Origin of the sequence: Streptomyces venezuelae (assembly GCF_008642275.1) — a bacterium.
GTDB classification, from domain to species: Bacteria; Actinomycetota; Actinomycetes; order Streptomycetales; family Streptomycetaceae; genus Streptomyces; species Streptomyces venezuelae_E.
Genome location: NZ_CP029189.1, coordinates 2,563,048 through 2,588,075 on the forward strand (window position 1 = coordinate 2,563,048; position 25,028 = coordinate 2,588,075).

Below are 25,028 nucleotides of genomic sequence, written 5' to 3' on the forward strand. Positions count from 1 at the left end.
TGACGTGGTTCACATCGCCGAATCCGGCGATGTGCCCGCGTCAACTGGAGGCAAGGATCAGTGGGAGTTCTTGCGGGTCGAGACGATCTGGTCGATCAGGCCGTACGCGAGGGCGTCCTCGGCCGTCAGGATCTTGTCGCGCTCGATGTCGTCGCGGATCTTCTCGATCGGCGTCGTCGAGTGCTTGGCCAGCATGGTCTCCAGCTGGTCACGCATGCGCAGGATCTCGTTGGCCGCGATCTCCAGGTCGGAGAGCTGCTCGCGGCCGGTGCCACCGGAGGGCTGGTGGATCAGCACGCGGGCGTTCGGCAGGGCCATGCGCTTGCCGGGGGTACCGGCGGCCAGCAGGACCGCGGCGGCGGAGGCCGCCTGGCCCATGCAGACCGTCTGGATGTCCGGCTTCACGAACTGCATCGTGTCGTAGATCGCCGTCAGCGCGGTGAAGGAGCCACCGGGGCTGTTGATGTAGATCGAGATGTCACGGTCCGGGTCCATCGACTCCAGGCACAGCAGCTGCGCCATGACGTCGTTGGCGGACGCGTCGTCGATCTGCACGCCGAGGAAGATCACGCGCTCCTCGAAGAGCTTCGCGTACGGGTCGTACTCGCGCACGCCCTGCGAGGTGCGCTCGACGAAGCGCGGGATGACGTAGCGGTTGTCCACCTGCGGGCCGGTGTAGAGGCCGCTCGCGGAGAAGTTGTTCTGCATCTGGGTGTTCACCATCCTGGTGGCGTTCTGCGGGCTGTCGGCTGACGGGTACTGACGGTGGAGCCTCGATCAGGCCCCGGTGCCGCCGCCGCCCGGCGCGTTGGACGCGGCCGAGATGATGTCGTCGATGAGGCCGTACTCCTTGGCCTCCTCGGCGGTGAACCAGCGGTCGCGGTCGCCGTCGCGGATGATGGCCTCGACGGACTGGCCCGAGTGGAACGCGGTGATCTCGGCCATCCGCTGCTTGGTGCGCAGCAGGTACTGGGCCTGGATCTTGATGTCGGAGGCGGTGCCGCCGATGCCGGCGGAGCCCTGGTGCATCAGGATGTCGGTGTTCGGCAGGGCGAAGCGCTTGCCCTTGGCGCCACCGGTGAGCAGGAACTGCCCCATCGAGGCGGCCATGCCCATGCCGATGGTGACGACGTCGTTCGGGATGAACTGCATGGTGTCGTAGACGGCCATGCCGGCCGTCACGGAGCCACCGGGGCTGTTGATGTAGAGGAAGATGTCCTTCTCCGGCTCGGCGGCCAGGAGCAGGAGCTGCGCGGTGATCTTGTTCGCGATGTCGTCGTCGACCTGCTGGCCGAGGAAGATGATGCGCTCGCCGAGCAGCCGGTTGTAGACATGGTCGCCGAGGCCGCCACCGATGGACGGCTCACCCGCGGCGTAAGGCTTCAGATTCGTCACGTATCCACCTGCTCGTCTCCGACGGCCATGTGCCGTCTCAGCGTCTCGTTCTGGGGTCCGTGCCGGCCTGAGCGGACGGGTCCGCCGGCGCCCGGGTACTCACGTGCCCTCGTATTCATGGACCCTAACGCGCAGGTAGGACAACGCCATCCCGCTTCCCGAACTGTTCGCTCGGAGCGCAAGCTCCCGGAGCCGTGCGGGACCCGTCCGGGGCCCGCGTCCGGCCCGGGCCGAGCGCATGCCGGAAGGGCCCGGACGCGACTGCGTCCGGGCCCTTCGGGGCACTGCTCAGCGGGCTTCGCCCGGGGTGTTACTTGGCCTCGTCGGCCTTGACCTCGTCGTCACCGTCGACGGCGGCCTCGACGGTCTCGGCGGCCTGCTCCTCGTCCTCGTCGGACAGGTCCACGACCTCACCGTTGGTGTCGACGACCTTGGCGGCCTCGACGACGACCGCGAGGGCCTTGCCGCGGGCGACCTCGCCGACCAGCATCGGAACCTGGCCACCCTCGACGACGGCCTGGGCGAACTGGTCGGGGGACATGCCGGAGGAGGCGGCGCGGCGCATGAGGTGCTCGGTGAGCTCCTCCTGGTTGACGCCCAGCTTCTCCTTGTTGACGAGCGCGTCGAGGACGAACTGGGTCTTGATGCCCTTGATCGCCTGCTCGGAGGTCTCGGCGTCGAACTCCTCGACCGTCTTGCCCTGGAACTCCAGGTACTTCTCGATGGTCAGACCCATCTGGCCGAGCTGGTGGTGCTCCAGGTTGTGCTTGCGGGTCTGGACCTCGTCCGCGAGGAGCTTCTCGGGGATCGGGACCTCGACGAGCTCCAGCAGCTTCTCCAGGACGCGCTCCTGGGCCTGCGTGGCCTGGTCGTACTGCTTCATGTTCTCGAGGCGCTTGCGGCTGTCGGCCTTGAGGTCCTCGATGGTGTCGAACTCGCTCGCCAGCTGCGCGAACTCGTCGTCCAGGGCCGGGAGCTCCTTGGCGGAGACCTTGGTGACCTTGACGGTGACCTCGGCGTCCTTGCCCTCGGCGGAGCCGCCCTTCAGCTGCGAGGTGAAGGTGGCCTCGCCACCGGCCTCCAGGCCGGTGACGGCCTCGTCGATGCCCTCGAGGAGCTCGCCCGAGCCGATGGTGTAGGAGACGTCGGAGGCGACGCCGTCGGGCAGCACCTCGCCGTCGACCTTGGCCTCCAGGTCGATGGTGACGACGTCACCCTCGGCGGCGGCGCGCTCGACGTCCGTGGTGGACGCGAAGCGGCCACGCAGCTGCTCGACGGACTTCTCGACGTCCTCGTCGGAGACCTCGATGGCGTCGACCTCGACCTCGATGCCGGAGAAGTCCGGGATCTCGATCTCGGGACGGACGTCGACCTCGGCGGTGAAGGCGAGGACCTCGCCGTCCTTCAGCTCGGTGATGTCCACGTCCGGCTGGCCCAGCGGGTTCAGGTCGGCCTCGTTGACGGCCTCGGTGTAGAACTTCGGGAGCGCGTCGTTGACGGCCTCCTCCAGCACCGCACCACGGCCGAAGCGCTGGTCGATGACGCGGGCCGGGATCTTGCCCTTGCGGAAGCCCTTCACCGTGACCTGCTGGTTGATCTTCTTGTACGCCGCGTCGAGGCTGTCCTTGAGCTCCTCGAAGGGCACCTCGACAGTGAGCCGAACCCGAGTCGGGTTCAGGGTCTCCACGGCGCTCTTCACGGTTCGGTCTCCTTGTGGCTGACTGCTGGGGATTCTGCCGTCGCGCTGTGATTCAGCGGTTCGGCGGACTTCGGCCCGGTACATCAGACACACGGGCACGCAGCTTGCATAGTAACCGCAAGCGGCAATCAGCCCACAACGCGATCTTGTGGAGACACTGCTGATGGTCGGGGTGGCCGGATTCGAACCGACGACCTTCCGCTCCCAAAGCGGACGCGCTACCAAGCTGCGCCACACCCCGTCGGTGCGACACGTAGGGTACATGCCTGGAGACACTCTGATGCGCGCGGTTTCCCGAGGCATTCCGGGCGGGCCTCCGCCACGACGCCGAATGTGGTGTGCGCTCACCGGGAACGACCCGCTAGGATGCTGTCCGTGCCAAGGTCCCCGGACCTGCGGCGCGTGCGTTGCGGGTGTAGCTCAATGGTAGAGCACTAGTCTTCCAAACTAGCTACGCGGGTTCGATTCCCGTCACCCGCTCTGAAGACGAAAGGGCCAGGTCAGAGGACATCTCCTCGACCTGGCCCTTCGCCGTTCCCGAGGTCCGGACCAGCCCCGCGGCGTGCCGGTGCCGGTACACGCCGCCAAGTCGGTTCCCGATCCATCCTGTTCGGCAGCGAACGGTGGGGGGAACATGGGCGGCGCGAAGACGGGGCGGCGCGGCGGCCGTGGGACCGCCCTGTTCTGCCTGGTGCCACCGGTCCGCGGCGCCCCGGGCCGACCGCCCGGGATCAGAGCTTGATGTTCGCGATCATCGTCGCGAGGGAGTTCAGGAAACGGTTCACGTCGTCCGCGATCGAGCTGGACGCGAGGAAGAAGCCGAAGAGCGCCGCGACGATGGCGGGGCCCGTCTTGATGTGGTTGCCACGGATCAGCACCACCAGGATGACCGCCAACAGAACCACCACTGACAGCGAAATGGCCACTACTGATCACACCTTCGGTCGTCCCCTGGTCGGCCCGGGGCGCACGGCCTGGCACACCCCCACATGCACCATCCTCCCACCAACGGGCCCCGGCTATACGCCCCGTGACGAACAGGCGTGGTTCCGTTTCCGCCAACCACATGTGCGACAGGAATATTTCGGGCGCGAGGCACGGGTCACGGGGCGGTGAGGCCGAGGAGGGAACGGATATTCGCATACTTTACGGACAGCCTCTCGCGCGTGGGACCGTCCAGCACGGAGAGGCGTACGGGGTCCGCGTTGTGCGCGAGGTCGGCTTCCTTGACCAGCAGGGCGCCCGGGGTGGCCAGGATGCGGGCCGCGTACCGCTCCACCGGTTCGTCGGGGCGCTTGGTGACCGCCAGGACCATGTCCTTCACCGACTGCGGGAGGGCAGCGGAATCCAGCCAGGTGAGGCTGAGGGCCTCGTCCTCGATGGCGTCGTGGAGCCAGGCCGCCGCCTGCTGTTCGGCGCTGCCGCCGCGCAGCCGCACGCCCTCGGCCACGGCCGCGAGGTGTTCGGCGTAGGGCCGGCCGGCCTTGTCGGTCTGGCCCTCGTGCGCGCTGCGCGCCAGGGCCTCGACCTCGATGAGGGTCAGGGGGCTGTCCGTCATGCGATCTCCCTTGCCGCTGCGCCGAGGGCCTTCGCTGCCCGGCGCACGTCCGCCTGCGTGGTACGCCAGTTGGAGAACGCGGCGCGCAGGCCGGCGGTTCCCCCGTAGACGGTGGGAGTGACGAACACCTCGGCGGCGGCCGCCTCCCGCAGGGCGGCGAGGCGCTCCGGAGTGGGGGCCTCGGCCAGGGTGAAGCAGACGACGTTCAGGCGGACCGGGGCGAGGAGGGTGAAGGCGGGGTCCTCCTCCAGGGCGGCGCCGAGCGCGCGGGCGCAGGCGATGTCGCGTTCGACGATCTCCCGGTGGCCCTGGCGGCCGTACGCGCGGAGCGTGAACCAGGCGGCGAGGGCACGCAGCCGGTGCGAGTTCTCGGGGGTGAGGTGGACGAGGTCGGGGTGGTCTCCCAGGGGGCCGAGGTAGGCGGCGGAGTTCTGGAAGACGCGGGCCTGCAGGTCGCGTCGGCGGGTGAACTGGACGGCGCTGTCGTAGGGGACGTTGAGCCATTTGTGCAGGTCGACGCAGAGGGAGTCGGAGGCGTCGAGGCCGTCGGCGAGGTGCGCGTGCTCCGGGGAGAGCGCGGCGAAGGCTCCGAACGCGGCGTCGGTGTGCAGCCAGAAGTCGTGGCGTTCGCGCAGGGCTCCGATCGCCCGGAGGTCGTCGAAGTCGACGGTGTTGACGGTGCCGGCGTTGGCGACGACCACGGCGGGTCCGGGGGTGTCGGCGAGCGCCCGCTCCAGGGCGGCGGGGTCGACGGCCTCGCGGCCGGGCAGGGTGGGCACCTGGACCAGGGAGTTGCGGCCGAGGCCCAGGACCGAGAGGGCCTTGGCGATCGAGGAGTGCGGGGCGCCGGAGAGCACGCGGACCGGGCCGAGGGCTCCCGCGCCGTCGTCGGCCGGGCTGACGCCGAGGCGTTCGCCGAGCCATTCGCGGGCGATGGCGAGGCCGGTGGTGTTGGACATGGTGGCGCCGGACACGAAGCTGCCGGAGTGGGCGGCGCTCAGGCCGAAGAGCTCGCGGAGCCAGCCGACGGTCTCGCGTTCGAGGTCCTGGCCGCCGCCGTCGAGGGCGGAGTTGGAGTTCTGGTCGTGGACGGCGGTGAGCCAGTCCCCGGCGAGGGCGGCGGGGGTGGCGCCGCCGGTGACGAAGCCGAGGTAGCGCGGTCCCGCGGAGGCCGACAGACGGGGCTCCCAGCGGGCGCGGAATGCGGTGAGCGCGGCGTCCGTGCCGCCGGCGTGCTCCGGGAGGGGTTCGCAGTCGTGCGGCTTTCCCGCGGGCGGTACGACGGGACGCGCGTCCAGGGCGGCGAGCGCGTCGGCGGCGGCGCCTCGGGTGGCGTCGAGGAGTTCGGGGAGCCGGGCGAGGTCGGCGGCGAGCATACGGTCCATGGGGGCACGTTAGGCGCGGCCGGGGCCCGGTGGGCGGGCCAATCCGCGGGGAGTGGCCCGTGCGCCGCCGTAGGCTCGCCGGATGATCGCGAAACGGTGGACGGGGCGAGGGATACCGGGTCTGGTCGTGGCGGGGGTGCTGGCGGGGGCGCTGGCGGGGGCGGCCGGGTGCTCGCCGCCCCCGGCCCCGAGGGCGGCTCCCGGGCCGACCGCGGCGAGCGGGCCCGCCCCGGCTCCCCGCCCCACCGCGGCGAGCGGGCCGGCCGGGCGCCCGCCCGTGCGCAGTGCGCCCTCGGCGTCGCCGACCCCGGCGGAGCCCTGCCCCGAGGGCGGGGTCCGGCTCGTCGAGGGGGACGGGAACGCGGCCATGGGGCTGCGGGTGGCGGACTTCCAGCTGGTCAACTGCGGTGCACAGCCGTACGTACTGGAGGGCTACCCGGGGCTGTCGCTGCGCGACGACCGCGACGATCCGGTGGCGGTCGCGGTGGAGCACGGGTCGGCGGGGATCACCACGGGCACCCCGGACCTGGACGGGGCCCCGCGGCCGGTGACGCTGGCCCCGGGGCAGGCGGCCTCCTTCGGGATGGTGTGGCGCAACCTCGTCACCGAATCGGCGGCTCCGCCCGTGACGGCGCGGATCGTGGAGGTCGAGCCCCGGCCCGGGGCACCCCGGCTGTGGCTGCGGCTCGCCGCACCGGTGGACCTCGGGAACACCGGGAAGCTGGGGCTCGGACCGTGGCGGCCGCTGCTCCGCTGAGCCTCAGGCGGCGGCCGGGGCGCGCCGGGCGGTGAGTGCGGTCATGCGGGCGGCGACGGCCGCCGCGGGGCTGCGCGGCAGCCGGTCCGCGATCAGGCCGTCGGCGAGGAAGAGCACCTGGTCGGCGTGGGCGGCGGCGGCCGGGTCGTGGGTGACCATGACGACGGTGGCGCGCAGGGCGTCGACGGCGTCCCGGAGCAGCCCGAGGACCTCCGCCGCGGTGGTGGTGTCGAGGGCGCCGGTGGGTTCGTCGGCGAAGACCACGTCGGGCCGGGTGACGAGGGCCCGGGCGATGGCCACGCGCTGCTGCTGGCCGCCGGACAGCTCGGCCGGGCGGCGGCCGCCCTTGCCCTCCAGGCCGACCCGGGCCAGCAGTTCGGCGGCGTGGGCCCGGCCCTCGCGCGCGGAGCGGCCGCCGGCGAGCCGCATCGGGAGGAGCACGTTCTGCTCGACCGTGAGGGAGGGCAGCAGGTTGAAGGCCTGGAAGACGAAGCCGAGGCGGCTGCGGCGCAGTGCGGTGAGCTCGTTCTCGTTCATCGCGGTGATCTCGGTGCCGCCGAGCCGGACGGATCCCCCGGTGGGCAGGTCGAGTCCGGCGGCGCACTGCAGGAAGGTCGATTTGCCGGAGCCGGAGGGTCCCATGACGGCGGTGAAGCTGCCGCGGGGCAGGCTGAGGTCGATCCCGCGCAGGGCGTGCACGGCGGAGCCGCCGCGTCCGTAGGTCCGCCGTACGCCGCGCAGCTCGACGGCGGCCGCGGTGTCGTGCCGCTGCTCCTCCGAGGTCTGCCGGTGCTGCCGCTCGCTCCGTCGGAGCCCCATGGTGTGCCGCCTCTCGCCGCCGTCCTGATCGTGGCTCCGACGCTACGGATCATGGTGGGGCGGCGGCCATGACGCCGTCCGGTGGACCGGTGGTGGGGCAGACCCCACCCCGTGCTCAGGCGGAGCGGCGGATGAGCAGCAGCGCGCGGTCGTCGTTGACGTCCTTGGCGACCTTCTCGATCAGGTGCCAGGCCGCGCCCTCCCATCCGGCGGCGACGTAGCGGTCGGCCTCGCCGGTGAGGCGGTCTATGCCCTCGCTGATCTCCCGGTCGGAGGTCTCGACCAGGCCGTCGGTGAAGAGCATCAGGACGTCGCCGGGGCGGAGGCTGCCGCGGGCGGGGGTGAACTCGGCGCCGTCGTAGACGCCGAGGAGCGGACCCTCGCCGGACTTCTCCTGCCAGCGTCCGGTGCCCGCCGAGAGCTGGAGGGCGGGGAGGTGGCCGGCGGAGAGGAGTTCGTAGTCGCCGGTCGCCAGGTCCAGGACGAGGTGGATGGAGGTGGCGAAGCCCTCGTCCCAGTCCTGGCGGAGCAGGTAGCCGTTGGCGGCGGGCAGGAAGCCGTGGGCGGGCAGCGCGCCGAGCAGTCCGCCGAAGGCGCCGGAGAGCAGCAGGGCGCGGGAGCCGGCTTCCATGCCCTTGCCGGAGACGTCGGTCAGGACGATCTCCAGGGTCCGGCCGCCGTTGGTGCGGGCAGCGACGACGAAGTCGCCGGAGAAGGACTGGCCGCCGGCCGGGCGCAGGGCCATCTCCCGGTGCCAGCCGCGGGGCAGGGCGGGCAGTTTGCTCTGCACGCGGATGCGTTCGCGCAGGTCGAAGAGCATGGTGCCGCCGCGCCGCCAGGGCACGCCGACGCGGCTGCGGAACTGGGCGATGACCAGGCCGAAGAACCCGCAGGCCGCGACCACCAGCACGGTGCCGGGGGTGACGCGGGCCGGACCCTGGGTGTAGGGGCCGAGTACGAGGGCCTCGACGATCAGTGCGGTCGCGGAGGCGGCGTACAGGGCGAGGAGGCTGGCGGGGCGCAGCAGCAGGCCGCCGGCCACGATCGGCAGGACGAGTGCCGACGGCGAGAACCAGACGGGCAGCATGAGCGTGCCGCAGGCGATGGCGGGGATGGTGAGCAGCAGGCCGCCGAAGGCGAGCCAGTCCGAGGCGTCGCCGCGGAAGTAGTCGACTGCTGATTTGCGCAAGGCTGTGCGGCCCCGGTGCGACAGCATGCGCATCCGGGCCGTGAGGGATTCCACGTGTGCTCCGGCCATTGCTTCGGGACCCTATCCATCCTGGCTGTGAATGCGCAGGGGTACCCCCGGACCGGGGTCCCGCCGGCGCCCGAAAACCCTTGGACTGCGGCGGAGCTGCCGGGCGAGGATGGCCTGATGGCTCTTGAGATGCGCATATTGCAACAAGACGAGTGGGATGTCTGGTTCGATCACCTGGAACTGGCGTTCGGCGGTGTGGCCGAGCCCCCGGAGGGCCGGGAGCTGCTGCGGTCCCTGACCGAGCCGGACCGTGCGCTCGGGAGCTGGGAGGGCGAGACCTGCGTCGGCTCCGCGGCGGCCTTCAGCTTCCGCCTCTCGGTGCCGGGCGGGGCGCTGGTCCCGGCGGCCGCGGTGACCTTCGTGGGCGTCGCGCCGACGCACCGCCGGCGCGGGATCCTCACCTCGCTGATGCGGCGCCAGCTGGACGACGTCCGGGCGGCCGGTGAGCCGCTCGCCGTGCTGACGGCCTCCGACCCGGCGATCTACGGGCGCTTCGGGTACGGCCTCGCGACCTACGCCATGTCCCTGGAGATCGACACGACCCGGGTGCGGCTGGACGTGCCGCCGGGGACGGACGACGTGCGGCTGCGGCTCGTCGACCCGGAGAAGTCGCTGGCCGACTGCGAGCGGGTGTACGCCGAGCTGGTGGCGCGCAGGCCGGGAGCGCCGGCCCGGCAGCCCGGCTGGGAGCGGATGGCCGTGACGGATCCGCCCGGGGAGCGGGGAGGTGCCTCTCCGCTGATGTGCGTGGTGGCGGAGCGGGCTGACGGCGAGGTGGTCGGCTACGCCCGCTACCGGTTCAAACCGGACTGGACCTCGTCGGGTGCGGACGGGACGGTCCAGGTCGAGGCCCTCGACGCGCTGGATCCGGCGGCGACGGCCGCGCTGTGGCGCTACCTGTTCTCCATCGACCTGACGTGGACCGTACGGGCCGCCAAGCGCCCGGTGGACGACCCGCTGCTGCACCTGGTCAGCGACGTCAGGCGGTCGAAGCCGGCCACCCGCGACTCGCTCCACCTGCGCGTGGTGGACCTTCCGGCGGCCCTGGAAGCGCGCTCGTACGGGACCGCGGTGGACGTGGTCCTGGAGGTAGCGGACGCGTTCTGCCCGTGGAACGAGGGGCGGTGGCGGCTGGTGGCCGACGGCGGGGGCGCCGCCCGGTGCACCCGCACCGCGGACGCGGCGGACCTGGAGCTGTCGGTCGGGGAGCTGGGTGCCGCGTACCTGGGCGGGGTCACCCTCACCTCGCTGGCCGCGGCGGGCCGGGTGCGCGAGCTGCGCCCGGGGGCTCTCGCGCAGGCCTCGCGCGCTTTCGCGGGCGACGTGGCGCCCTGGCTGCCCCACGGCTTCTGAGTCGCGGGCCCGTCGGCGGCGGACCGGACCCCTGCCAGTCCCGCTAGCGGGACTGGCAGCCCGGACACCAGAAGAGGTTGCGGGCGGCGAGGCCGGCGGTGCGGATCTCCCCGCCGCAGATGTGGCAGGGCATGTTCGCCCGCCGGTAGACGTACACCTCGCCTCCGTGGTCGTCGACGCGCGGCGGCCGGCCCATGGCCTCGGGCAGGTGCTCGTCGCGGACGGTGTCGATGCGGTTGTTGCGCACGCCCTCGCGCATCAGGGCGGCGAGGTCGGCCCACATGGCGTCCCACTCACCCCGGGTGAGGTCCCGGCCCAGGCGGTACGGGTCGATGCCGTGCCGGAAGAGGACCTCGGCGCGGTAGACGTTGCCGATGCCCGCGACGACCTTCTGGTCCATGAGCAGGGCGGCGACGGTGGTGCGCGAGCGGGAGATCCGGGCCCAGGCCCGGTCGGGGTCGTCGTCGGCGCGCAGCGGATCCGGGCCGAGCCGGTCGTGTATCGCCTTCTTCTCCCCCTCGCCGATCAGCGCGCAGGCGGTGGGGCCGCGCAGGTCGGCGTAGTGGTCCTCGTTGAGCAGGCGCAGCCGGACGGTGTCCGTGGCGGGCGGGGCCGGGGCGGGGCCGAAGCCGAGCTTGCCGAACAGGCCGAGGTGGATGTGGATCCAGGCGTCGCCCAGTTCCAGGAAGAGGTGCTTGCCGTGCGCCTCGGCGCCGTCCAGCTCGCGCCCGTCGAGCACGGCCGCGCTCTGTTCGAAGCGGCCCTGGGGGCTGCTGACGCGGACCGGCCGGCCCGCGAACCGCTCGGCGTGGTCCTGGGCGAGGCGGTGGATCGTATGCCCCTCGGGCACGGCGGAGCTCCTCGGAAAGAGAAACCGGCCGCACCGGCCCCGTGGGGGCGGCACGGCCGGAAGCGGGATCAGCCCTGCGGGTGGTGGGCCGGGATCGGGGGGAGCTCGCCGGTCTGCTCGTAGGCCGAGAGCATGTCGATGCGGCGGGTGTGGCGCTCCTCGTCGGAGTACGGGGTCGCCAGGAAGGCCTCGACGAAGCTGACGGCCTCGTCCTGCGTGTGCATCCGGCCGCCGACGGAGATGACGTTGGCGTTGTTGTGCTCACGGCCGAGCTGGGCGGTCTGGACGCTCCAGGCCAGGATGGCGCGGACGCCCTTGACCTTGTTCGCGGCGATCTGCTCTCCGTTGCCGGAGCCGCCGATCACGATGCCGAGGCTGCCGGCGTCGGCGGCGGTCTTCTCCGCGGCGCGCAGGCAGAACGGCGGGTAGTCGTCCACCGCGTCGTAGATGTGGGGCCCACAGTCGACGGGCTCGTGGCCGTTGTTCTTGAGCCAGTCCACCAGGTGGTTCTTGAGCTCAAAGCCGGCATGGTCGGATCCGAGGTACACGCGCATGGGACGAGTGTGGCACGAGGAGGCCCGACAGCCCGCAGCGGGTGTCGCGTAAGTCACTTCTAAAGCTCAAGTAAACCCAAAGAACGCAGATGGGACAGGGCGCAACGGCCTCCTGGACGTTCACACCAAGGCAACGATCCGGATTGAGGTCTTCCGTCCTGCGTTCATCTCAGGTTTGAATGCCGGGGCTCGCAACCCGAGAACCTAAGGATCCGTCCATGAGCTCCACGACGACCCTTCAGAAGGAAGGCGGCCCCACCGGGAACCCCGGTGACGGCCAGCCCTCCGACGGTCTGAAGGCCGGTCTCAAGAACCGCCACCTGTCCATGATCGCCATTGGCGGCGTCATCGGCGCCGGCCTCTTCGTCGGTTCCGGTGGCGGCATCGCCAAGGCCGGTCCCGCCATCCTGATCTCCTACGCGCTCGTCGGCGCGATGGTCGTCTTCGTGATGCGCATGCTCGGCGAGATGGCCGCCGCCAGCCCGAACTCGGGCTCCTTCTCGGCCTACGCCGACCGCGCGCTCGGCCGCTGGGCGGGCTTCTCCATCGGCTGGCTCTACTGGTTCTTCTGGGTCGTCGTGCTCGCCGTGGAGGCGACCGCCGGCGCCGCCATCCTGGAGAGCTGGATCCCGGCCGTCCCGCAGTGGGCCTGGGCGCTGATCGTGATGGCGGTGCTGACCGCCACCAACCTCGGCTCGGTCGCCTCCTACGGTGAGTTCGAGTTCTGGTTCGCGGGCATCAAGGTCGTCGCCATCGGCGCGTTCGTGATCGTCGGCATGCTGGCCGTCTTCGGCGTGCTGCCGGGCTCCGACAACCCGGGCGCGGGCTTCGCCCACCTCACCGACGCCGGCGGCTTCTTCCCCAACGGCTACGGCGCCGTCCTGACCGGTGTGCTGATGGTCGTCTTCTCCTTCATGGGCAGCGAGATCGTCACCCTGGCGGCCGGCGAGTCGGAGAACCCCCGCAAGGCGGTCACGCAGGCCACCAACTCCGTCATCTGGCGGATCGGCGTCTTCTACCTCGGCTCGATCTTCATCGTGCTGACCCTGCTCCCGTGGAACGACAAGTCGATCACCGAGAAGGGCTCGTACGTCGCCGCCCTGGACTCGATCGGCATCGCGCACGCCGGCACGATCATGGAGGTCATCGTCCTGACCGCCGTGCTGTCCTGCCTGAACTCGGGCCTCTACACCGCCTCCCGCATGGCCTTCTCGCTCGGTGAGCGCGGTGACGCCCCCAAGGCGTTCGCCAAGGTCAACAAGAACGGTGTGCCGGTCGCCGCGATCCTGGGCTCCACGGTCTTCGGCTTCGTCGCCGTCTACTTCAACTACGCGTTCAAGGACACGGTCTTCAACTTCCTCCTGAACTCGTCCGGCGCCATCGCGCTCTTCGTCTGGCTGGTGATCTGCTTCACCCAGCTGAAGATGCGCGGGATCCTGGTCCGCGAGGCCCCGGAGAAGCTGACCGTGAAGATGTGGCTCTTCCCGTGGCTGACCTGGGCCACCGCCGCCCTGATCATGTTCGTGATCGGCTACATGTTCGTGGACGACGCCAACCGCGAGGTGGTCACCCTGTCCACCCTGGTCGCCGGCATCGTCGTGCTCGTCGGCGTGGTGCTGGACTTCCGCCGCAAGAAGGCCCTGCAGGCCTGATCGCCGTGCACGTACGCCGGAGCCCGGCCCGCCTTCACAAGGCGGGCCGGGCTCCGGTGCGTACGGGGGGCGGCTCAGCCGCGGCGGCCGGCCAGCTTCCAGGCGGCGGGCAGGGCGCCCATGGCCAGCGCGGCCTTGAGGGCGTCGCCGACCAGGAACGGGGTCAGGCCCGCCGCGACGGCGGCGCCCAGGGACATCCCGGTGGCGGCCATCAGGTACGGCACGCCCACCGCGTAGATCACGGCCGAACCCAGCACCATCAGGCCGGCCGTGCGCAGGACCGACCGGTCGCCGCCCCGGCGCGCGAGGGCGCCGACGACGGTGGCGGCGAGCAGCATGCCGAGCACGTAACCGAAGGAGGCGCCGCCCGCTCCGGAGGTGCCGCCCGCGAACCACGGCACGCCGGCCATGCCGACGAGGGCGTACAGCGCCAGCGAGAGGAAGCCCCGGCGGGCGCCGAACGCGGTGCCGACGAGCAGCGCGGCGAAGGTCTGGCCGGTGACGGGGACCGGGGAGCCGGGGACGGGAACCGCGATCTGGGCGGCCAGCCCGGTGAGCGCGGCGCCGCCGACGACGAGCGCGATGTCGCGGACGCGGCTCGCGGGCAGCAGATCGGCGAGGACGGCGCCGGGCCGGAGGGAGACGGAGGCAGTGCTCATCGGGAGGCTCCACGGGATGGGGGTGGCAGGACGATCACCGACGCTAGTGCGCCCTTCCCCGCCGCCCCACCGCCACCCGGGACAAAGCCGCACTCCCCGCTTTGGTTGAGAGTGCACAAACGCGAAGCCTCACACCCGAGCCGGCGTGATCCTCATCACGAGGAACATCGGACAGCACGTCCGTTTTGCACGAAAGACCGCCGCTCAGCGAGACTGTAGGATCCCGCCAATTCTGACGCGGGGCTCCCACCGCCACTGGGCCCGAACGAGAGTACGAGCACCCTTCATGCGTGAGCGCCTGGAAGAAGCACCTCACCCCGAGGGCGACCTGCCCGCGGAACCCCTCAGCCACAGCCTCAAGCAGCGCCACCTGACCATGCTGGGCCTCGGCGGCGTCATCGGCGCCGGGCTCTTCGTCGGCTCCGGCGCCGGCATCGCCATCGCCGGTCCCGCGATCATCTGCTCCTATCTGCTCGCGGGTGTCCTCGCGATGCTGGTGATGCGGGCGCTCGGCGAGATGTCGGCCGCGATGCCCGCCTCGGGCTCGTTCTCCGTCTACGCGGAGCGGGCGCTCGGGCGCTGGGCCGGTTTCTCGGCGGGCTGGCTGTACTGGTTCCTGCTGGTCGTGGTGCTGGCCGTGGAGGCCACCGGCGCGGCGAAGATCGCGAACGGCTGGGTGCCCGCGGTCGACCAGTGGGTCTGGGTGCTGCTGTTCATGGTGGTCTTCACCGTGAGCAACCTGGCCGCCGTGAAGAACTTCGGCGAGTTCGAGTTCTGGTTCGCCGCCCTCAAGGTCGGCGCGATCGTGCTCTTCCTGATCCTGGGCACCCTCGCGGTCTTCGGCCTGCTCCCGGACACGGAGCCGGTCGGCATGGCCAACCTCACCGGCCAGGGCGGCTTCTTCCCCGAGGGCTTCGGCGGTGTGGTCGCGGGCATGCTCGCCGTCATCTTCGCCTTCGGCGGCCTGGAGGTCGTGACCATCGCCGCCGCCGAGTCGGACGACCCGGCGCGGTCGGTGTCCCGGGCGGTGCGCAACGCGGTGTGGCGCATCCTCTTCTTCTACGTCGGCTCGATGGTGGTCATCGTGACCCTGCTGCCGTGGAACTCGCTGAAGCCGGGTGAGAGCCCCTACGTGGCGGTGCTCGACTCGATCGGCATCCCGGGGGCCGGCCAGATCATGAACATCGTGGTGTTCGTGGCCCTGCTGTCGGCGCTCAACGCGAACCTCTACGGGTCCTCGCGCATGGTCTTCTCGCTGGCCGAACGCCGCGAGGCCCCGCAGGCACTGCTGAAGGTCTCGGGCGGCGGGGTGCCGCGCCGGGCGGTCTTCGCCTCGGTGGCCTTCGGCTTCGTGTCGGTGGTGCTCAACCTGCTGTGGCCGGACACGATCTTCCTCTACATGCTCAACGCGGTCGGCGCGGTGCTGCTGTTCGTGTGGGCACTGATCGCCGTCTCGCAGCTGAAGCTGCGCCGCCGGATCGAGCGGGACATGCCCGAGCGGCTGACGCTGCCGATGTGGTTCTTCCCGTACGCGACCTGGGCCGCGCTGGTCGGCATGGCCGCGGTGCTGGTCCTGATGCTGTTCGACGACTCCGCGCGGCCCCAGCTGCTGTGGTCCTCGGGCGCGGCCGCGCTGGTCCTCGCCGTGGCGTGGATCCGCGAACTCCGGGAGCGGCGCGCCTCGAAGTCCTGACCGGCCCCGGCCGGTGGCCCGTGGCCGGTGGCCCGTGGCCGGCGGCCCGTGGCCCGTGGCCCGTGGCCGGTGGCCCATGCCCGGTGGCCGGTGGCCCGTGGCGAAGAAGGCCCCCCGCGCACCCGGCGCGGGGGGCCTTCGCGCGTCAGGTGCGCAGGTACGAGGCGCCGTTGACGTCGAGCACGGTGCCCGAGCTCCAGCGGGCGGCGGGTGAGGCCAGGTGCAGTACGGCCGCGGCGACCTCCTGCGGGGTGCCGACCCGGCCGAAGGGGCTCTGCGCCCGGATCCGCTCGCCCTCCTCCCCTTCGAGCCGCCCGGCGACCCGCTCGGTGGCGACGAACCCGGGCGCCACCGAGGCCACGGCGATGCCGTGCGGCGCCAGCGAGACGGCGAGCGACTGGCCGAGCGCGTGCAGGGCCGCCTTCGTGGCGCCGTACGCCGGGTGATCCGGCTCGCCGCGGAACGCCCCGCGGGATCCGACGTTGACGACGCGGCCCTCGCGCCGACCGCTGATCATGTGGCGGGCGACGCAGTGGGTGAGGTTGGCCGGGGCGAAGAGGTTCACGGCGGCCGTCTGCCTCCAGGCCTCCTGCCAGTCGGCGTAGGAGGTCGTGGGCAGCGGATGCGCGATCATCACGGCGGCGTTGTTCACGAGGACGTCGACGCCACCGAGCGCCTCCTCGGTCTCGGCGGCCAAGGCCTGAACGCGGGCCGGGTCGGCGAGGTCGCCGGCGACCAGGACGTGCCCCTCGCCCGGCAGGTCCGCGAGGGTGCGCTCGGCGTCCGCGTGCCGGACCGTGCAGTGCACCGCCACCCGGTCGCCGCGCTCGGCGAAGGCCGTGGCGATGGCCCGCCCGATCCCCCGGGACGCCCCGGTGACGAGTACTCCGCGGCCCGTGGCGGCCAATTCCCTGATCCCGTGGTCCGTTCGGTCGTCCACCGGTCCCCCTGTCGTCATGGCTCCGCTTCCTGTCGGGAGCGTACGGGGATGATCACGGCCGGTCATCCGGCTGTCCGAATACCGGACGCCAGACGTCCGGTGATCGGACGCTCGGCACACTGACCCCTGCTCCACCCCCGCACCGACAGGCATGCACCCCATGAGCCACAGCAGCACCGTCGCACCTCCCGAGCCGCCGCGGACCGGTACCGATTCACCCCTCGGCAACGGACTCAAGCAGCGCCACCTCTCGATGATCGCCCTCGGCGGTGTCATCGGTGCCGGACTCTTCGTCGGCTCCGGCGCCGGCATCGCGGCCGCGGGCCCGTCGATCGTGCTCGCGTACGCCGCTTCCGGGCTGCTCGTGATGTTCGTGATGCGGATGCTCGGCGAGATGTCCGCCGCCAATCCCGCCTCGGGCTCCTTCTCCGTGCACGCGGAGCGCGCGATCGGGCCCTGGGCCGGATTCACCGCCGGCTGGATGTTCTGGATCCTGCTCTGCGTGGGCGTGGCCATCGAGGCCATCGGCGCGGCGCACATCGTGACCGGCTGGTTCCCGGGCACCCCCTCCTGGATGTGGGTGCTGGTCTTCATGGCGGTGTTCTGCGGCTCCAACCTCGCCGCCGTCTCGAACTTCGGCGAGTTCGAGTTCTGGTTCGCCGCCCTCAAGATCGGCGCGATCGCGCTCTTCCTGGGCCTGGGCGTGCTCGCCGTGCTCGGCCTGCTGCCCGGCACCGACTCCCCCGGTACGGCCAACCTGCTGCACGACGGCGGTCTGCTGCCCCACGGCGTGGACGGCCTGCTCGTCGGGCTGCTGGCCTCGGTCGTCGCGTACGGCGGACTGGAGACGGTGACCATCGCGGCCGCCGAGTCCGAGAACCCGGTCCAGGGCGTGGCCAAGGCCGTGCGGACCACCATGTGGCGGATCGCCATCGTCTACGTGGGCTCGATGCTGGTCATCGTCACCCTCCTGCCGTGGAACGACCCGGCCGTCACGGCGGACGGCCCGTACGCCGCGACCCTGGACCGTCTGGGCATCCCGGCCGCCGGCGAGATCATGAACGTGGTCATCCTGATCGCCCTGATGTCGGCGATGAACGCCAACATCTACGGCGCCTCGCGCATGGCCTACTCCCTCGTCTCCCGCGGCCAGGGTCCGAAGGCGCTGGGCAAGGCCGGCGGCGGGGTGCCGCGCCGGGCGGTCCTCGCCTCCTGCGGCTTCGGCTTCGTCACCGTGCTGCTGTCCTACTGGTACCCGGACACCCTGTTCGCCTGGCTGCTGAACATGGTGGGCGGGGTCATCCTGGTCGTCTGGGGCTTCATCGCCGTCTCGCAGTTCGTGCTGCGCCGCCGGCTGGAGCGCGAGGCCCCCGAGAAGCTGGTCGTGAAGATGTGGGGCTTCCCCTATCTGACCTGGGTGGCGCTGGCCGGGGTGGCCGGGGTCCTGGTGCTGATGGCCCGGGGCGAGGACACGCGCGTCCAGGTCGTCTTCACCGGCGGACTGACCGTCGCCCTCGCGGTGGCCGGATACCTCGTGCAGCGCCGGACGGCCGCCGCCCGCTGACAGTCCCTCAACCGCAGGTGGGCCCCGTGCGTTCGCACGGGGCCCACCTGCTTTTTACAGAGGTAACCCTTACGTGTGAGGCGGAATAGATGCTGCTAGCGTGCAGTTGCGCATTAATTGCAATAAGCGATTGGCACGCCGAGGGGACCGGATAACACGCATGGCCATCTACACGCTTCCTGAGCTTCCGTACGACTACGCGGCGCTGGAGCCGGTGATCAACCCGCAGATCATCGAGCTGCACCACGACAAGCACCACGCGGCCTACGTCACGGGCGCCAACAACACGCTGGAGCAGCTGGCGGAGGCTCGCGACAAGGAGAACTGGGGCGCCCTCAACGGCCTGGAGAAGAACCTCGCGTTCCACCTCTCCGGCCACATCCTCCACAGCATCTACTGGCACAACATGGCCAGCCCGAAGACCGGCGAGGGCGGCGGCGAGCCCACCGCGGCCGACGGCCTGGGCGACCTGGCCGACGCGATCACCGAGTCCTTCGGCTCCTTCGCGAAGTTCAAGAAGCAGCTGACCTTCGCCTCCTCCGCCACCCAGGGCTCCGGCTGGGGCGTGCTCGCGTACGAGCCCGTCAGCGGCCGCCTGGTCGTCGAGCAGGTCTACGACCACCAGGGCAACGTGGGCGTCGCCAGCACCCCGATCCTGGTCTTCGACGCCTGGGAGCACGCCTTCTACCTTCAGTACAAGAACCAGAAGGTGGACTTCATCGAGGCGATGTGGAACGTCGTCAACTGGCAGGACGTGTCCAAGCGCTACGCCGACGCCAAGGCGAACACCCCGCTGCTGATCCCCGCCAAGGGCTGATCGCAGCGCCGCAAGCCCGTCCGCCTCGTGATCGTCTTCTCAACCTTCACCGGCGGGCGTGCCCAGCGGAAGACCCCCGTGAGGACGTGACTCACGGGGGTCTTCTGTGTGTGACGCCCTCCCGGGCCGACTCGCTCAGTCGAAGCGGGGACCCTGGGTACGGGTGCGCTTGATCTCGTAGAAGCCGGGCGTGGAGGCGACGAGCAGGGTGCCGTCCCAGAGCCGGGCCGCGGCCTCGCCGCGCGGGGTCGGGGTGACCACCGGACCGAAGAAGGCCACATCGCCCTCCGCGCCCGGAACGGAGATCACCGGGGTGCCGACCTCCTGGCCCACCCGGTCGATGCCGTCGTTGTGCGAGGCCCGCAGCACCTCGTCGTACTCGTCCGAGTCGGCGTACGCGAGCAGCTCGGCGGGCAGGCCGACCTCGGCCAGCGCCTCGGCTATCACCTCGCGGGTCGGGCCCTTCTCGTCGTTGTGGATGCGGGTGCCGAGCGCGGTGTAGAGCTTGCCGGTGACTTCCTCGCCGTGCTTCTGCTGGGCCGCTATGACCACGCGCACCGGGGCCCAGCCCTTGGGGCCGAGCAGCTCGCGGTAGACCTCGGGCAGCTCGTCGAGCTTGTTCTCGTTGAGCACCGCGAGGCTCATCACGTGCCAGCGGACCTCGACGTCGCGGACCTTCTCGACCTCGACCATCCAGCGGGACGTCATCCAGGCCCACGGGCAGAGCGGGTCGAACCAGAAGTCGACCGGGGTCTTCTCACGCACCTGGGTGTCGGTCATGTCTCTCCTCAATCTCGGCAGGGGGGCAAAAGGGCATCACTGGGCTCACGTTCCCCGTCACCAACCAGTACCGGGTGGCGCGCATTCCCTCGTGCGAGGATTCGACACAAGAACGCGATCACGCACGAAGGAGTGCACGTGCCCGGAGAGAATCTGTCCCGCGACGAGGCCCGCGAGCGGGCCGAGCTGCTGTCCGTCGACGCGTACGAGGTGGTCCTCGACATCCGGTCCGCGGTGGACGAGGCCGAACCGGCAGAGGGTCCGCGGACCTTCCGCTCGGTGACGACGATCCGCTTCCGGGCAGCCGGGACCGGCGCTTCCACCTTCGCGGACCTGATCGCGCCCTCGGTGAACGCCGTCACCCTGAACGGGCGCGCGCTGGACGTGGCCGCCGTCTTCGACGGCGCCCGGATCGCCCTCGACGGCCTGGCCTCCGAGAACGTCCTCGTGGTGGACGCGAACTGCGCCTACAGCCGGACGGGCGAGGGCCTGCACCGGTTCGTGGACCCGGAGGACGGCGAGGTCTACCTCTACACCCAGTACGAGCCGGCCGACGCGCGGCGGGTGTACGCGAACTTCGAGCAGCCCGACCTGAAGGCCCCGTACCGCTTCGAGGTGACGGCTCCCGAGGGCTGGCAGGTGTGGAGCAACGGCGCGGAGGAGTCCCGCGAGGCGGGTGTCTGGCGGTTCGCGGAGACCGCGCCGATCTCCACGTACATCACGTGCGTGGTCGCGGGCCCCTACCACTACGTGACGGACACCTACACGCGCGGGGACCTGACCATCCCGCTGGGCGCGATGTGCCGCAAGGGCCTGGCGAAGCACTTCGACGCGGACGACGTCTTCCTCGTCACCAAGCAGGGCTTCGACCTGTTCCACGAGATCTTCGACTACCCCTACCCCTTCGGGAAGTACGACCAGGCCTTCGTGCCGGAGTACAACCTGGGCGCGATGGAGAACCCGGGGCTGGTGACCTTCCGCGAGGAGTACATCTTCCGCGGCAAGGTCACGCAGGCCTCGTACGAGGCGCGCGCGAACGTCATCCTGCACGAGATGGCGCACATGTGGTTCGGCGACCTGGTCACCATGAAGTGGTGGGACGACCTGTGGCTGAAGGAGTCCTTCGCCGACTTCATGGGCTCGTTCGGGCTCGTCGAGGCCACCCGCTTCGACCAGGCGTGGATCACCTTCGCCAACCGCCGCAAGTCGTGGGCCTACCGGGCCGACCAGCTGCCGTCCACGCACCCGATCACGGCCGACATCCGTGACCTGGAGGATGCCAAGCTGAACTTCGACGGCATCACGTACGCCAAGGGCGCCTCGGTGCTCAAGCAGCTCGTCGCCTACGTGGGACGGGAGGCCTTCCTGGAGGGCGCCCGGCGCTACTTCAAGGCCAACGCGTACGGGAACACGACGCTGGACGACCTGCTGTCGGTGCTCGCGGAGGTCTCCGGCCGGGACATGGCGCAGTGGTCGCGGGCGTGGCTGCAGACCGCTGGTGTGAACGCGCTGACCCCGGTGCTCACCTACGACGCGGGCGGCCGGGTGACGGAACTGGCCGTCGTGCAGGAGGGCGAGGAGCTGCGCCCGCACCGGGTCGCGGTGGGCCTGTACCGGCTGGAGTCCGACGGGACGCTGGTCCGCTACGCGCGGGCCGACGTGGACGTGTCGGGTGCGCGGACGGTCGTCACGGAGCTGGCGGGCGCGGAGCGTCCCGACCTGGTCCTGGTCAACGACGAGGACCTGACCTACTGCAAGATCCGCTTCGACGAGGGCTCGCTGGCCACCCTGCGGGCGCACCTCGGGGACCTGACGGACCCGCTCGCGCGGGCTCTGTGCTGGTCGGCGCTGTGGAACCTGACGCGCGACGGGCTGATGCCGGCGCGGGACTTCATCGCACTGGTCCTCGCGCACGCGGGCCGCGAGAGCGATGTCGGCGTCCTGCAGATGCTGCACACGCAGGCCCTGACCTCGGTCACCCACTACGCGGCCGCGGACTGGCGCGAGCAGGGCGGCCGGGAGCTGGCGGCGGGCGCGCTGCACGAGCTGCGGGCAGCGGCGCCGGGGTCGGAGCACCAGCTGACGTGGGCCCGCTTCTTCGCGGCGAGCGCGACGACGGAGGGCGACTTCCAGCTGCTGCTGGGGCTGCTGGAGGGCTCGGCGCGGATCGACGGGCTGGAGGTGGACCAGGAGCTGCGCTGGGACTTCCTGCTGCCGCTGACCGCGCACGGGGCGGTGGACGAGGCGGTGCTCGCCGCCGAACTGGCACGCGACGACACGGCCTCGGGCAAGCGGCACCAGGTGCGGTGCCTGGCGGCGCGGCCCTCGCAGGCGGTCAAGGACCAGGCGTGGGCGGCGGTGGTCGAGTCGGACGCGCTGTCGAACGCGCTGGCCGAGGCGACGATCGCGGGTATGCAGCAGTCCTCGCAGCGTGGCCTGCTGGCGGCCTACGCGGGGCGCTACTTCGAGGTGATCGAGCGGGTGTGGGCGGACCGGTCGATCCAGATCGGCATGGACGTGGTGAGGGGGCTGTACCCGTCGCTGCAGGGCGACTCGGCCACGCTGGAGGCCACCGACGCGTGGCTCGCCGCGCACGCCGATGCGGCTCCGGCCCTGCGCCGCCTGGTACTGGAGTCCCGCGACGACCTGGCCCGGGCCCTGCGCGCCCAGGCCTGCGACGCGGCGGCCGCCTAGCCCGCGGCGCCGCTGCCGGGGCTCGGTCCCGGACCCCGCGCCTCGAACGCCGGCGAGGCTGAGCTTTCAGCCCGTCCGGCGTTCGAGGACCGGCTCCGTGCAGGGGTAGCCCATACGGGCGCATCCCATCGGCAGTCGAACGCCCGTACTTTAGCCCCAGCTTGTCCGGATTTGTCGACGAGCGTGTAACAGGGGTTAGCAAGGCCATGGCCTGAGGGAATCACCGCGTCATGAACCACAACGCACCCCTCCCCCTCGCGCACCTCACCGGCAGCCGCCCCCGCGTGCTGACCCTCGCCCAGCTGCGCGAGCACGGCGTCACCGCCTCCGACGCGGCCGGGCGCCCCTGGCAGCAGATCCTGCCCGGGGTCTTCCTGCTGCACGCCGGTCCCGCGACCAGCGAGGAGCGGCTGCACGCGGCGCTGCTCTACGCGGGGCGGCGCGGCGGCGGCGAGGTCATGATCACCGGGCTGGCGGCGCTCGCGCTGTACCGGTTCAGCTCCGCGCCCCCGCTGCTCGCCCTCTCGCACATCGACGTCCTCGTGCCCGGCACCCGGCGGCTGCGTTCGACCGGGGACGTGCGGATCGTACGGACGCACACCCCGCCGAGGTCCCAGGAGGTGACCGGGCTGCCGGTGGTGCCCGTCGCGCGGGCCGTCGCCGACGCCGTCACCCAGCTCTCCGACGCCGGCACCGTACGCCGCCTGCTGAGCGAGGCCGTCCGGGGCGGGCACTGCGAACCGGCAGCCGTGGTACGGGAGCTGACGGTGGCCCGGCTGCTGAACCGGCCGCACGTGGTCGACGCGGTCGAGTCGCTGCTCGCGGAGGGCCGGGCCATCGCCGAGGACCGGCTGTACCACGTCGTACGCGGCTACGAGCTCCCCGATCCGGTGTGGAACGTCGACCTGAGGCTGCCCGGCGGCCCGCACCTCGGCGGGATCGACGCGTACTGGCCCGAGCAGGCCGTCGCCGTCGAGATCGACACCCGCGCCCCGCGCCAGGGCGAGGACGAGCAGTGGTCCGAGTCGGTGCGCAAGCGCGAGACGCTGGAGCGGCTGGGGGTGACCGTCATCCACGTCACCCCGCGCAAGCTCCGCGACTGGCCCGAGCAGCAGGCCGCGGTCATCCGGACCGCCCTGACGGCCTCCGACGACCGGGAGCCCGCCGCCTACCTGGTGGTCCTGCCCAGGTGAGGCGAGTACTCCGGGGTGCTCCAGAGCAGCCGCCCCGGGTGCACGCTCTCCACCACCGACTCCACCCGGAAGCGGGTGCGGCGGATCCCGTCGGCCGCGAACTCGGTCCGGGCCCGGCCGCTGAGCTGGAGGACCGCCCCGCTCTCCCAGTCCGGGAAGAGCAGCCCGGCCCGCGGATCGGCCGTCAGATTGCCCAGGGTCAGGAACATGGCGTTGCCCGCGTAGTCCGGCCAGGCCAGCTCGACCGGGGAGAGCACCTCGACGAAGCCCGGCAGCCCGCCCCGGTGACTGGCGTCGGCCCCGTCCGCCTCCGCCGTGGTGGCGACGAAGAAGGTGTCGGCGCCGCGTACGGTCTCCTGCTGGCCGGGGGTCAGCGCCTCCCCGCGCCGCAGCACACCCGCCCCCTGCCGGGCGAGCTCCAGCGGCTCCCTCTTCTGCAGGTACTTGGGGCAGTTGGCGAAGACCTGCTCGGCCAGGACCGCGAAGCCTCCCCGGGTCACCTCCAGGGTTCCGTTCAGCCGCATCCGGCGCCGCGTGCGCGGGTCGAGCGCGATGGTCCCGACCCGGGTCCCCACAACGGCCAGCGCGTCGGCGAGCGGATCGCCCGCCGGAGGACCGCCGGCGACCGCGATCCGGTCCGGCCCGGTGGCCCGCACGAATCCGGGCGCACCGGTCAGCAGCGAGGCCCACATCCGCCCGGCGCCGTCGGCGGCGCCGACGACCAGGTGCGGCTGGAGTTCCAGGAAGGCCGCGGCGACGTCGCGGATGCCCGTGCCGATCGAGCGGCCGACGTGCTCGGCCTGCGCGCGCACGCCGACCCGCTCCTGCACCGCCAGCGACCCCCAGTGGTAGACGCCGCCCATTAGAAGAATCCGCAGGTCGGCGCCCCCGCGGTGGGGGCGGGCGCGTCTTCGGCGCCGGTCGGTACGGAGATCTCCAGGCGGGTGCCGTCGGGGTCGTGGAAGAAGATCCCGCCGGAAGCCGCGCCTTCGCGGTGCGCGACGACCCCCTCGTAGGCGAAGGCGACGCCCAGCCCGCGCAGCCGCTCCTCGTACGCGCGCACCTCCTCGACCGCGCCGGCCGAGAACGCCAGGTGGTGCAGTCCGGCTGCGGCCGGGTCGTAGGCGCCGTCGGCCTGCTGCCAGAGCGTGAGGACGAGCTCGCCGTCCCGGCCGAGGAAGGCGAAGCGGCGGCCCTCCTCCTTGCCCTCTCCGAGCACCTGGAAGTCGAGGGCGTCCCGGTAGAAGGCGAGCGAGCGCTCCAGATCGGTGACGTTCAGGCCGACGTGCCCGGTGCGGAGCTTGCTGATGGCGGTGGTCATGACGGGTCCTTCCCCGGAGACGGCGCAACGGTTCTAACCTTCTAAATTCAAGTTAAAGGTTATGACGACGCACGTCAACCGCTCACG

At 71.5% G+C, this 25,028-nt stretch carries 23 protein-coding genes and 2 tRNA genes; 9 read left to right on the forward strand and 16 right to left on the reverse strand.

Annotated elements, in window-relative coordinates; translation table 11 throughout:
• Positions 1–57: 57 nt before the first annotated feature.
• The 4 genes from DEJ51_RS10985 to DEJ51_RS11000 form a co-directional block, all read right to left on the reverse strand.
• Positions 58–723: an ATP-dependent Clp protease proteolytic subunit gene (locus DEJ51_RS10985; RefSeq protein WP_150257432.1), complete on the reverse strand. Its 666-nt coding sequence runs from the start codon at positions 721–723 to the stop codon at positions 58–60.
• A gap of 54 nt (positions 724–777) precedes the next feature.
• Positions 778–1,395 (reverse strand): ATP-dependent Clp protease proteolytic subunit, encoded by a 618-nt coding sequence (locus DEJ51_RS10990; protein WP_150257433.1) that lies wholly within the window; start codon positions 1,393–1,395, stop codon positions 778–780.
• Positions 1,396–1,705: 310 nt separating this feature from the next.
• On the reverse strand, positions 1,706–3,094 hold the full coding sequence (gene tig / locus DEJ51_RS10995; RefSeq protein ID WP_190620314.1) for a trigger factor: 1,389 nt from the start codon (positions 3,092–3,094) through the stop codon (positions 1,706–1,708).
• A 164-nt stretch (positions 3,095–3,258) separates the two neighbouring features.
• Positions 3,259–3,335: transfer RNA gene (locus DEJ51_RS11000), tRNA-Pro, on the reverse strand.
• Positions 3,336–3,503: 168 nt separating this feature from the next.
• Here DEJ51_RS11000 and DEJ51_RS11005 point away from each other — a divergent pair.
• Positions 3,504–3,574 (forward strand) — tRNA-Gly (locus DEJ51_RS11005).
• A gap of 251 nt (positions 3,575–3,825) precedes the next feature.
• Here the strand turns inward: DEJ51_RS11005 and DEJ51_RS11010 are convergent.
• From DEJ51_RS11010 to DEJ51_RS11020, 3 genes are all read right to left on the reverse strand, one after another.
• Positions 3,826–4,020 carry a membrane protein gene (locus DEJ51_RS11010; RefSeq protein WP_030008564.1) on the reverse strand — a complete coding sequence of 65 codons (195 nt, stop codon included), beginning with the start codon at positions 4,018–4,020 and terminating at the stop codon, positions 3,826–3,828.
• Between the two features lie 176 nt (positions 4,021–4,196).
• A complete protein-coding gene (locus tag DEJ51_RS11015; protein ID WP_150257435.1) occupies positions 4,197–4,652 on the reverse strand; it encodes an HD domain-containing protein in 456 nt (151 codons plus the stop codon).
• Positions 4,649–6,037, reverse strand: coding sequence for a pyridoxal phosphate-dependent decarboxylase family protein (locus DEJ51_RS11020; protein ID WP_150257436.1), 1,389 nt, complete (start codon positions 6,035–6,037; stop codon positions 4,649–4,651). Before DEJ51_RS11020 ends, DEJ51_RS11015 begins: the two co-directional genes overlap by 4 nt.
• An 82-nt stretch (positions 6,038–6,119) precedes the next feature.
• On the opposite strand from DEJ51_RS11020, the gene DEJ51_RS11025 reads away from it, so the two are divergent.
• On the forward strand, positions 6,120–6,794 hold the full coding sequence (locus DEJ51_RS11025) for a DUF4232 domain-containing protein (protein WP_150257437.1): 675 nt from the start codon (positions 6,120–6,122) through the stop codon (positions 6,792–6,794).
• Positions 6,795–6,797: 3 nt separating this feature from the next.
• Here DEJ51_RS11025 and DEJ51_RS11030 read toward each other — a convergent pair whose 3' ends face one another.
• Both DEJ51_RS11030 and DEJ51_RS11035 read right to left on the reverse strand, forming a co-directional pair.
• Positions 6,798–7,613, reverse strand: coding sequence for an ABC transporter ATP-binding protein (locus DEJ51_RS11030; protein ID WP_150257438.1), 816 nt, complete (start codon positions 7,611–7,613; stop codon positions 6,798–6,800).
• A gap of 115 nt (positions 7,614–7,728) precedes the next feature.
• Positions 7,729–8,871 (reverse strand): PP2C family protein-serine/threonine phosphatase, encoded by a 1,143-nt coding sequence (locus tag DEJ51_RS11035; RefSeq protein WP_150257439.1) that lies wholly within the window; start codon positions 8,869–8,871, stop codon positions 7,729–7,731.
• Positions 8,872–8,988: 117 nt separating this feature from the next.
• Between DEJ51_RS11035 and DEJ51_RS11040 the strand changes: the two genes are divergently transcribed.
• Positions 8,989–10,224 carry a GNAT family N-acetyltransferase gene (locus DEJ51_RS11040; protein ID WP_150257440.1) on the forward strand — a complete coding sequence of 412 codons (1,236 nt, stop codon included), beginning with the start codon at positions 8,989–8,991 and terminating at the stop codon, positions 10,222–10,224.
• Positions 10,225–10,267: 43 nt separating this feature from the next.
• On the opposite strand, the gene DEJ51_RS11045 is transcribed toward DEJ51_RS11040, so the two are convergent.
• A complete protein-coding gene (locus tag DEJ51_RS11045; protein ID WP_150257441.1) occupies positions 10,268–11,074 on the reverse strand; it encodes an Fpg/Nei family DNA glycosylase in 807 nt (268 codons plus the stop codon).
• A gap of 68 nt (positions 11,075–11,142) precedes the next feature.
• A complete protein-coding gene (locus DEJ51_RS11050; RefSeq protein WP_150257442.1) occupies positions 11,143–11,628 on the reverse strand; it encodes a ribose-5-phosphate isomerase in 486 nt (161 codons plus the stop codon).
• Positions 11,629–11,846: 218 nt separating this feature from the next.
• Between DEJ51_RS11050 and DEJ51_RS11055 the strand changes: the two genes are divergently transcribed.
• Positions 11,847–13,280, forward strand: a complete 1,434-nt coding sequence (locus DEJ51_RS11055) for an amino acid permease (protein WP_150257443.1) — start codon at positions 11,847–11,849, stop codon at positions 13,278–13,280.
• 74 nt (positions 13,281–13,354) lie between these two features.
• On the opposite strand, the gene DEJ51_RS11060 is transcribed toward DEJ51_RS11055, so the two are convergent.
• Entirely contained in the window at positions 13,355–13,939 is a 585-nt protein-coding gene (locus tag DEJ51_RS11060) for a biotin transporter BioY (protein ID WP_150257444.1), read from the reverse strand.
• Positions 13,940–14,225: 286 nt separating this feature from the next.
• On the opposite strand from DEJ51_RS11060, the gene DEJ51_RS11065 reads away from it, so the two are divergent.
• Entirely contained in the window at positions 14,226–15,632 is a 1,407-nt protein-coding gene (locus DEJ51_RS11065; RefSeq protein ID WP_150257445.1) for an amino acid permease, read from the forward strand.
• Positions 15,633–15,777: 145 nt separating this feature from the next.
• Here the strand turns inward: DEJ51_RS11065 and DEJ51_RS11070 are convergent, their stop codons facing one another.
• Entirely contained in the window at positions 15,778–16,572 is a 795-nt protein-coding gene (locus DEJ51_RS11070) for an SDR family NAD(P)-dependent oxidoreductase (RefSeq protein ID WP_223835756.1), read from the reverse strand.
• A gap of 160 nt (positions 16,573–16,732) precedes the next feature.
• Between DEJ51_RS11070 and DEJ51_RS11075 the strand changes: the two genes are divergently transcribed.
• Both DEJ51_RS11075 and DEJ51_RS11080 read left to right on the forward strand, forming a co-directional pair.
• Positions 16,733–18,136 (forward strand): amino acid permease, encoded by a 1,404-nt coding sequence (locus DEJ51_RS11075; RefSeq protein ID WP_150257447.1) that lies wholly within the window; start codon positions 16,733–16,735, stop codon positions 18,134–18,136.
• A 160-nt stretch (positions 18,137–18,296) separates the two neighbouring features.
• Positions 18,297–18,953: a superoxide dismutase gene (locus DEJ51_RS11080; protein ID WP_030016698.1), complete on the forward strand. Its 657-nt coding sequence runs from the start codon at positions 18,297–18,299 to the stop codon at positions 18,951–18,953.
• Between the two features lie 135 nt (positions 18,954–19,088).
• On the opposite strand, the gene DEJ51_RS11085 is transcribed toward DEJ51_RS11080, so the two are convergent.
• A complete protein-coding gene (locus DEJ51_RS11085; protein WP_150257448.1) occupies positions 19,089–19,733 on the reverse strand; it encodes a DsbA family protein in 645 nt (214 codons plus the stop codon).
• 138 nt (positions 19,734–19,871) lie between these two features.
• Here DEJ51_RS11085 and pepN point away from each other — a divergent pair, with 138 nt between their 5' ends.
• Together pepN and DEJ51_RS11095 are read left to right on the forward strand one after the other, a co-directional pair.
• Complete coding sequence (pepN, locus tag DEJ51_RS11090; RefSeq protein ID WP_150257449.1) at positions 19,872–22,427, forward strand: aminopeptidase N; 2,556 nt, start codon at positions 19,872–19,874, stop codon at positions 22,425–22,427.
• Positions 22,428–22,657: 230 nt separating this feature from the next.
• On the forward strand, positions 22,658–23,620 hold the full coding sequence (locus DEJ51_RS11095; RefSeq protein ID WP_150257450.1) for a hypothetical protein: 963 nt from the start codon (positions 22,658–22,660) through the stop codon (positions 23,618–23,620).
• On the opposite strand, the gene DEJ51_RS11100 is transcribed toward DEJ51_RS11095, so the two are convergent.
• Both DEJ51_RS11100 and DEJ51_RS11105 read right to left on the reverse strand, forming a co-directional pair.
• Positions 23,596–24,483, reverse strand: a complete 888-nt coding sequence (locus DEJ51_RS11100) for a pyridoxamine 5'-phosphate oxidase family protein (RefSeq protein ID WP_150257451.1) — start codon at positions 24,481–24,483, stop codon at positions 23,596–23,598. The two genes, DEJ51_RS11095 and DEJ51_RS11100, sit on opposite strands and share 25 nt — an antisense overlap.
• Positions 24,483–24,941, reverse strand: coding sequence for a VOC family protein (locus tag DEJ51_RS11105; protein ID WP_150257452.1), 459 nt, complete (start codon positions 24,939–24,941; stop codon positions 24,483–24,485). Before DEJ51_RS11105 ends, DEJ51_RS11100 begins: the two co-directional genes overlap by 1 nt.
• Between the last annotated feature and the right edge of the window lie 87 nt (positions 24,942–25,028).

What these genes read in the sequence shown, in the direction of transcription:
- DEJ51_RS11040 (WP_150257440.1), top strand. Translation starts at nt 8,989, where the DNA reads ATGGCTCTTGAGATGCGCATATTGCAACAAGACGAGTGGGATGTCTGG.
- DEJ51_RS11060 (WP_150257444.1), bottom strand. Translation starts at nt 13,939, where the DNA reads ATGAGCACTGCCTCCGTCTCCCTCCGGCCCGGCGCCGTCCTCGCCGAT.
- DEJ51_RS11030 (WP_150257438.1), bottom strand. Translation starts at nt 7,613, where the DNA reads ATGGGGCTCCGACGGAGCGAGCGGCAGCACCGGCAGACCTCGGAGGAG.
- DEJ51_RS11055 (WP_150257443.1), top strand. Translation starts at nt 11,847, where the DNA reads ATGAGCTCCACGACGACCCTTCAGAAGGAAGGCGGCCCCACCGGGAAC.
- DEJ51_RS11025 (WP_150257437.1), top strand. Translation starts at nt 6,120, where the DNA reads ATGATCGCGAAACGGTGGACGGGGCGAGGGATACCGGGTCTGGTCGTG.
- DEJ51_RS11015 (WP_150257435.1), bottom strand. Translation starts at nt 4,652, where the DNA reads ATGACGGACAGCCCCCTGACCCTCATCGAGGTCGAGGCCCTGGCGCGC.
- DEJ51_RS11080 (WP_030016698.1), top strand. Translation starts at nt 18,297, where the DNA reads ATGGCCATCTACACGCTTCCTGAGCTTCCGTACGACTACGCGGCGCTG.
- DEJ51_RS11100 (WP_150257451.1), bottom strand. Translation starts at nt 24,483, where the DNA reads ATGGGCGGCGTCTACCACTGGGGGTCGCTGGCGGTGCAGGAGCGGGTC.
- DEJ51_RS11085 (WP_150257448.1), bottom strand. Translation starts at nt 19,733, where the DNA reads ATGACCGACACCCAGGTGCGTGAGAAGACCCCGGTCGACTTCTGGTTC.
- DEJ51_RS10985 (WP_150257432.1), bottom strand. Translation starts at nt 723, where the DNA reads ATGGTGAACACCCAGATGCAGAACAACTTCTCCGCGAGCGGCCTCTAC.
- DEJ51_RS11095 (WP_150257450.1), top strand. Translation starts at nt 22,658, where the DNA reads ATGAACCACAACGCACCCCTCCCCCTCGCGCACCTCACCGGCAGCCGC.
- DEJ51_RS11065 (WP_150257445.1), top strand. Translation starts at nt 14,226, where the DNA reads ATGCGTGAGCGCCTGGAAGAAGCACCTCACCCCGAGGGCGACCTGCCC.
- DEJ51_RS11105 (WP_150257452.1), bottom strand. Translation starts at nt 24,941, where the DNA reads ATGACCACCGCCATCAGCAAGCTCCGCACCGGGCACGTCGGCCTGAAC.
- DEJ51_RS11020 (WP_150257436.1), bottom strand. Translation starts at nt 6,037, where the DNA reads ATGGACCGTATGCTCGCCGCCGACCTCGCCCGGCTCCCCGAACTCCTC.
- DEJ51_RS11035 (WP_150257439.1), bottom strand. Translation starts at nt 8,871, where the DNA reads ATGGCCGGAGCACACGTGGAATCCCTCACGGCCCGGATGCGCATGCTG.
- DEJ51_RS11050 (WP_150257442.1), bottom strand. Translation starts at nt 11,628, where the DNA reads ATGCGCGTGTACCTCGGATCCGACCATGCCGGCTTTGAGCTCAAGAAC.
- DEJ51_RS11075 (WP_150257447.1), top strand. Translation starts at nt 16,733, where the DNA reads ATGAGCCACAGCAGCACCGTCGCACCTCCCGAGCCGCCGCGGACCGGT.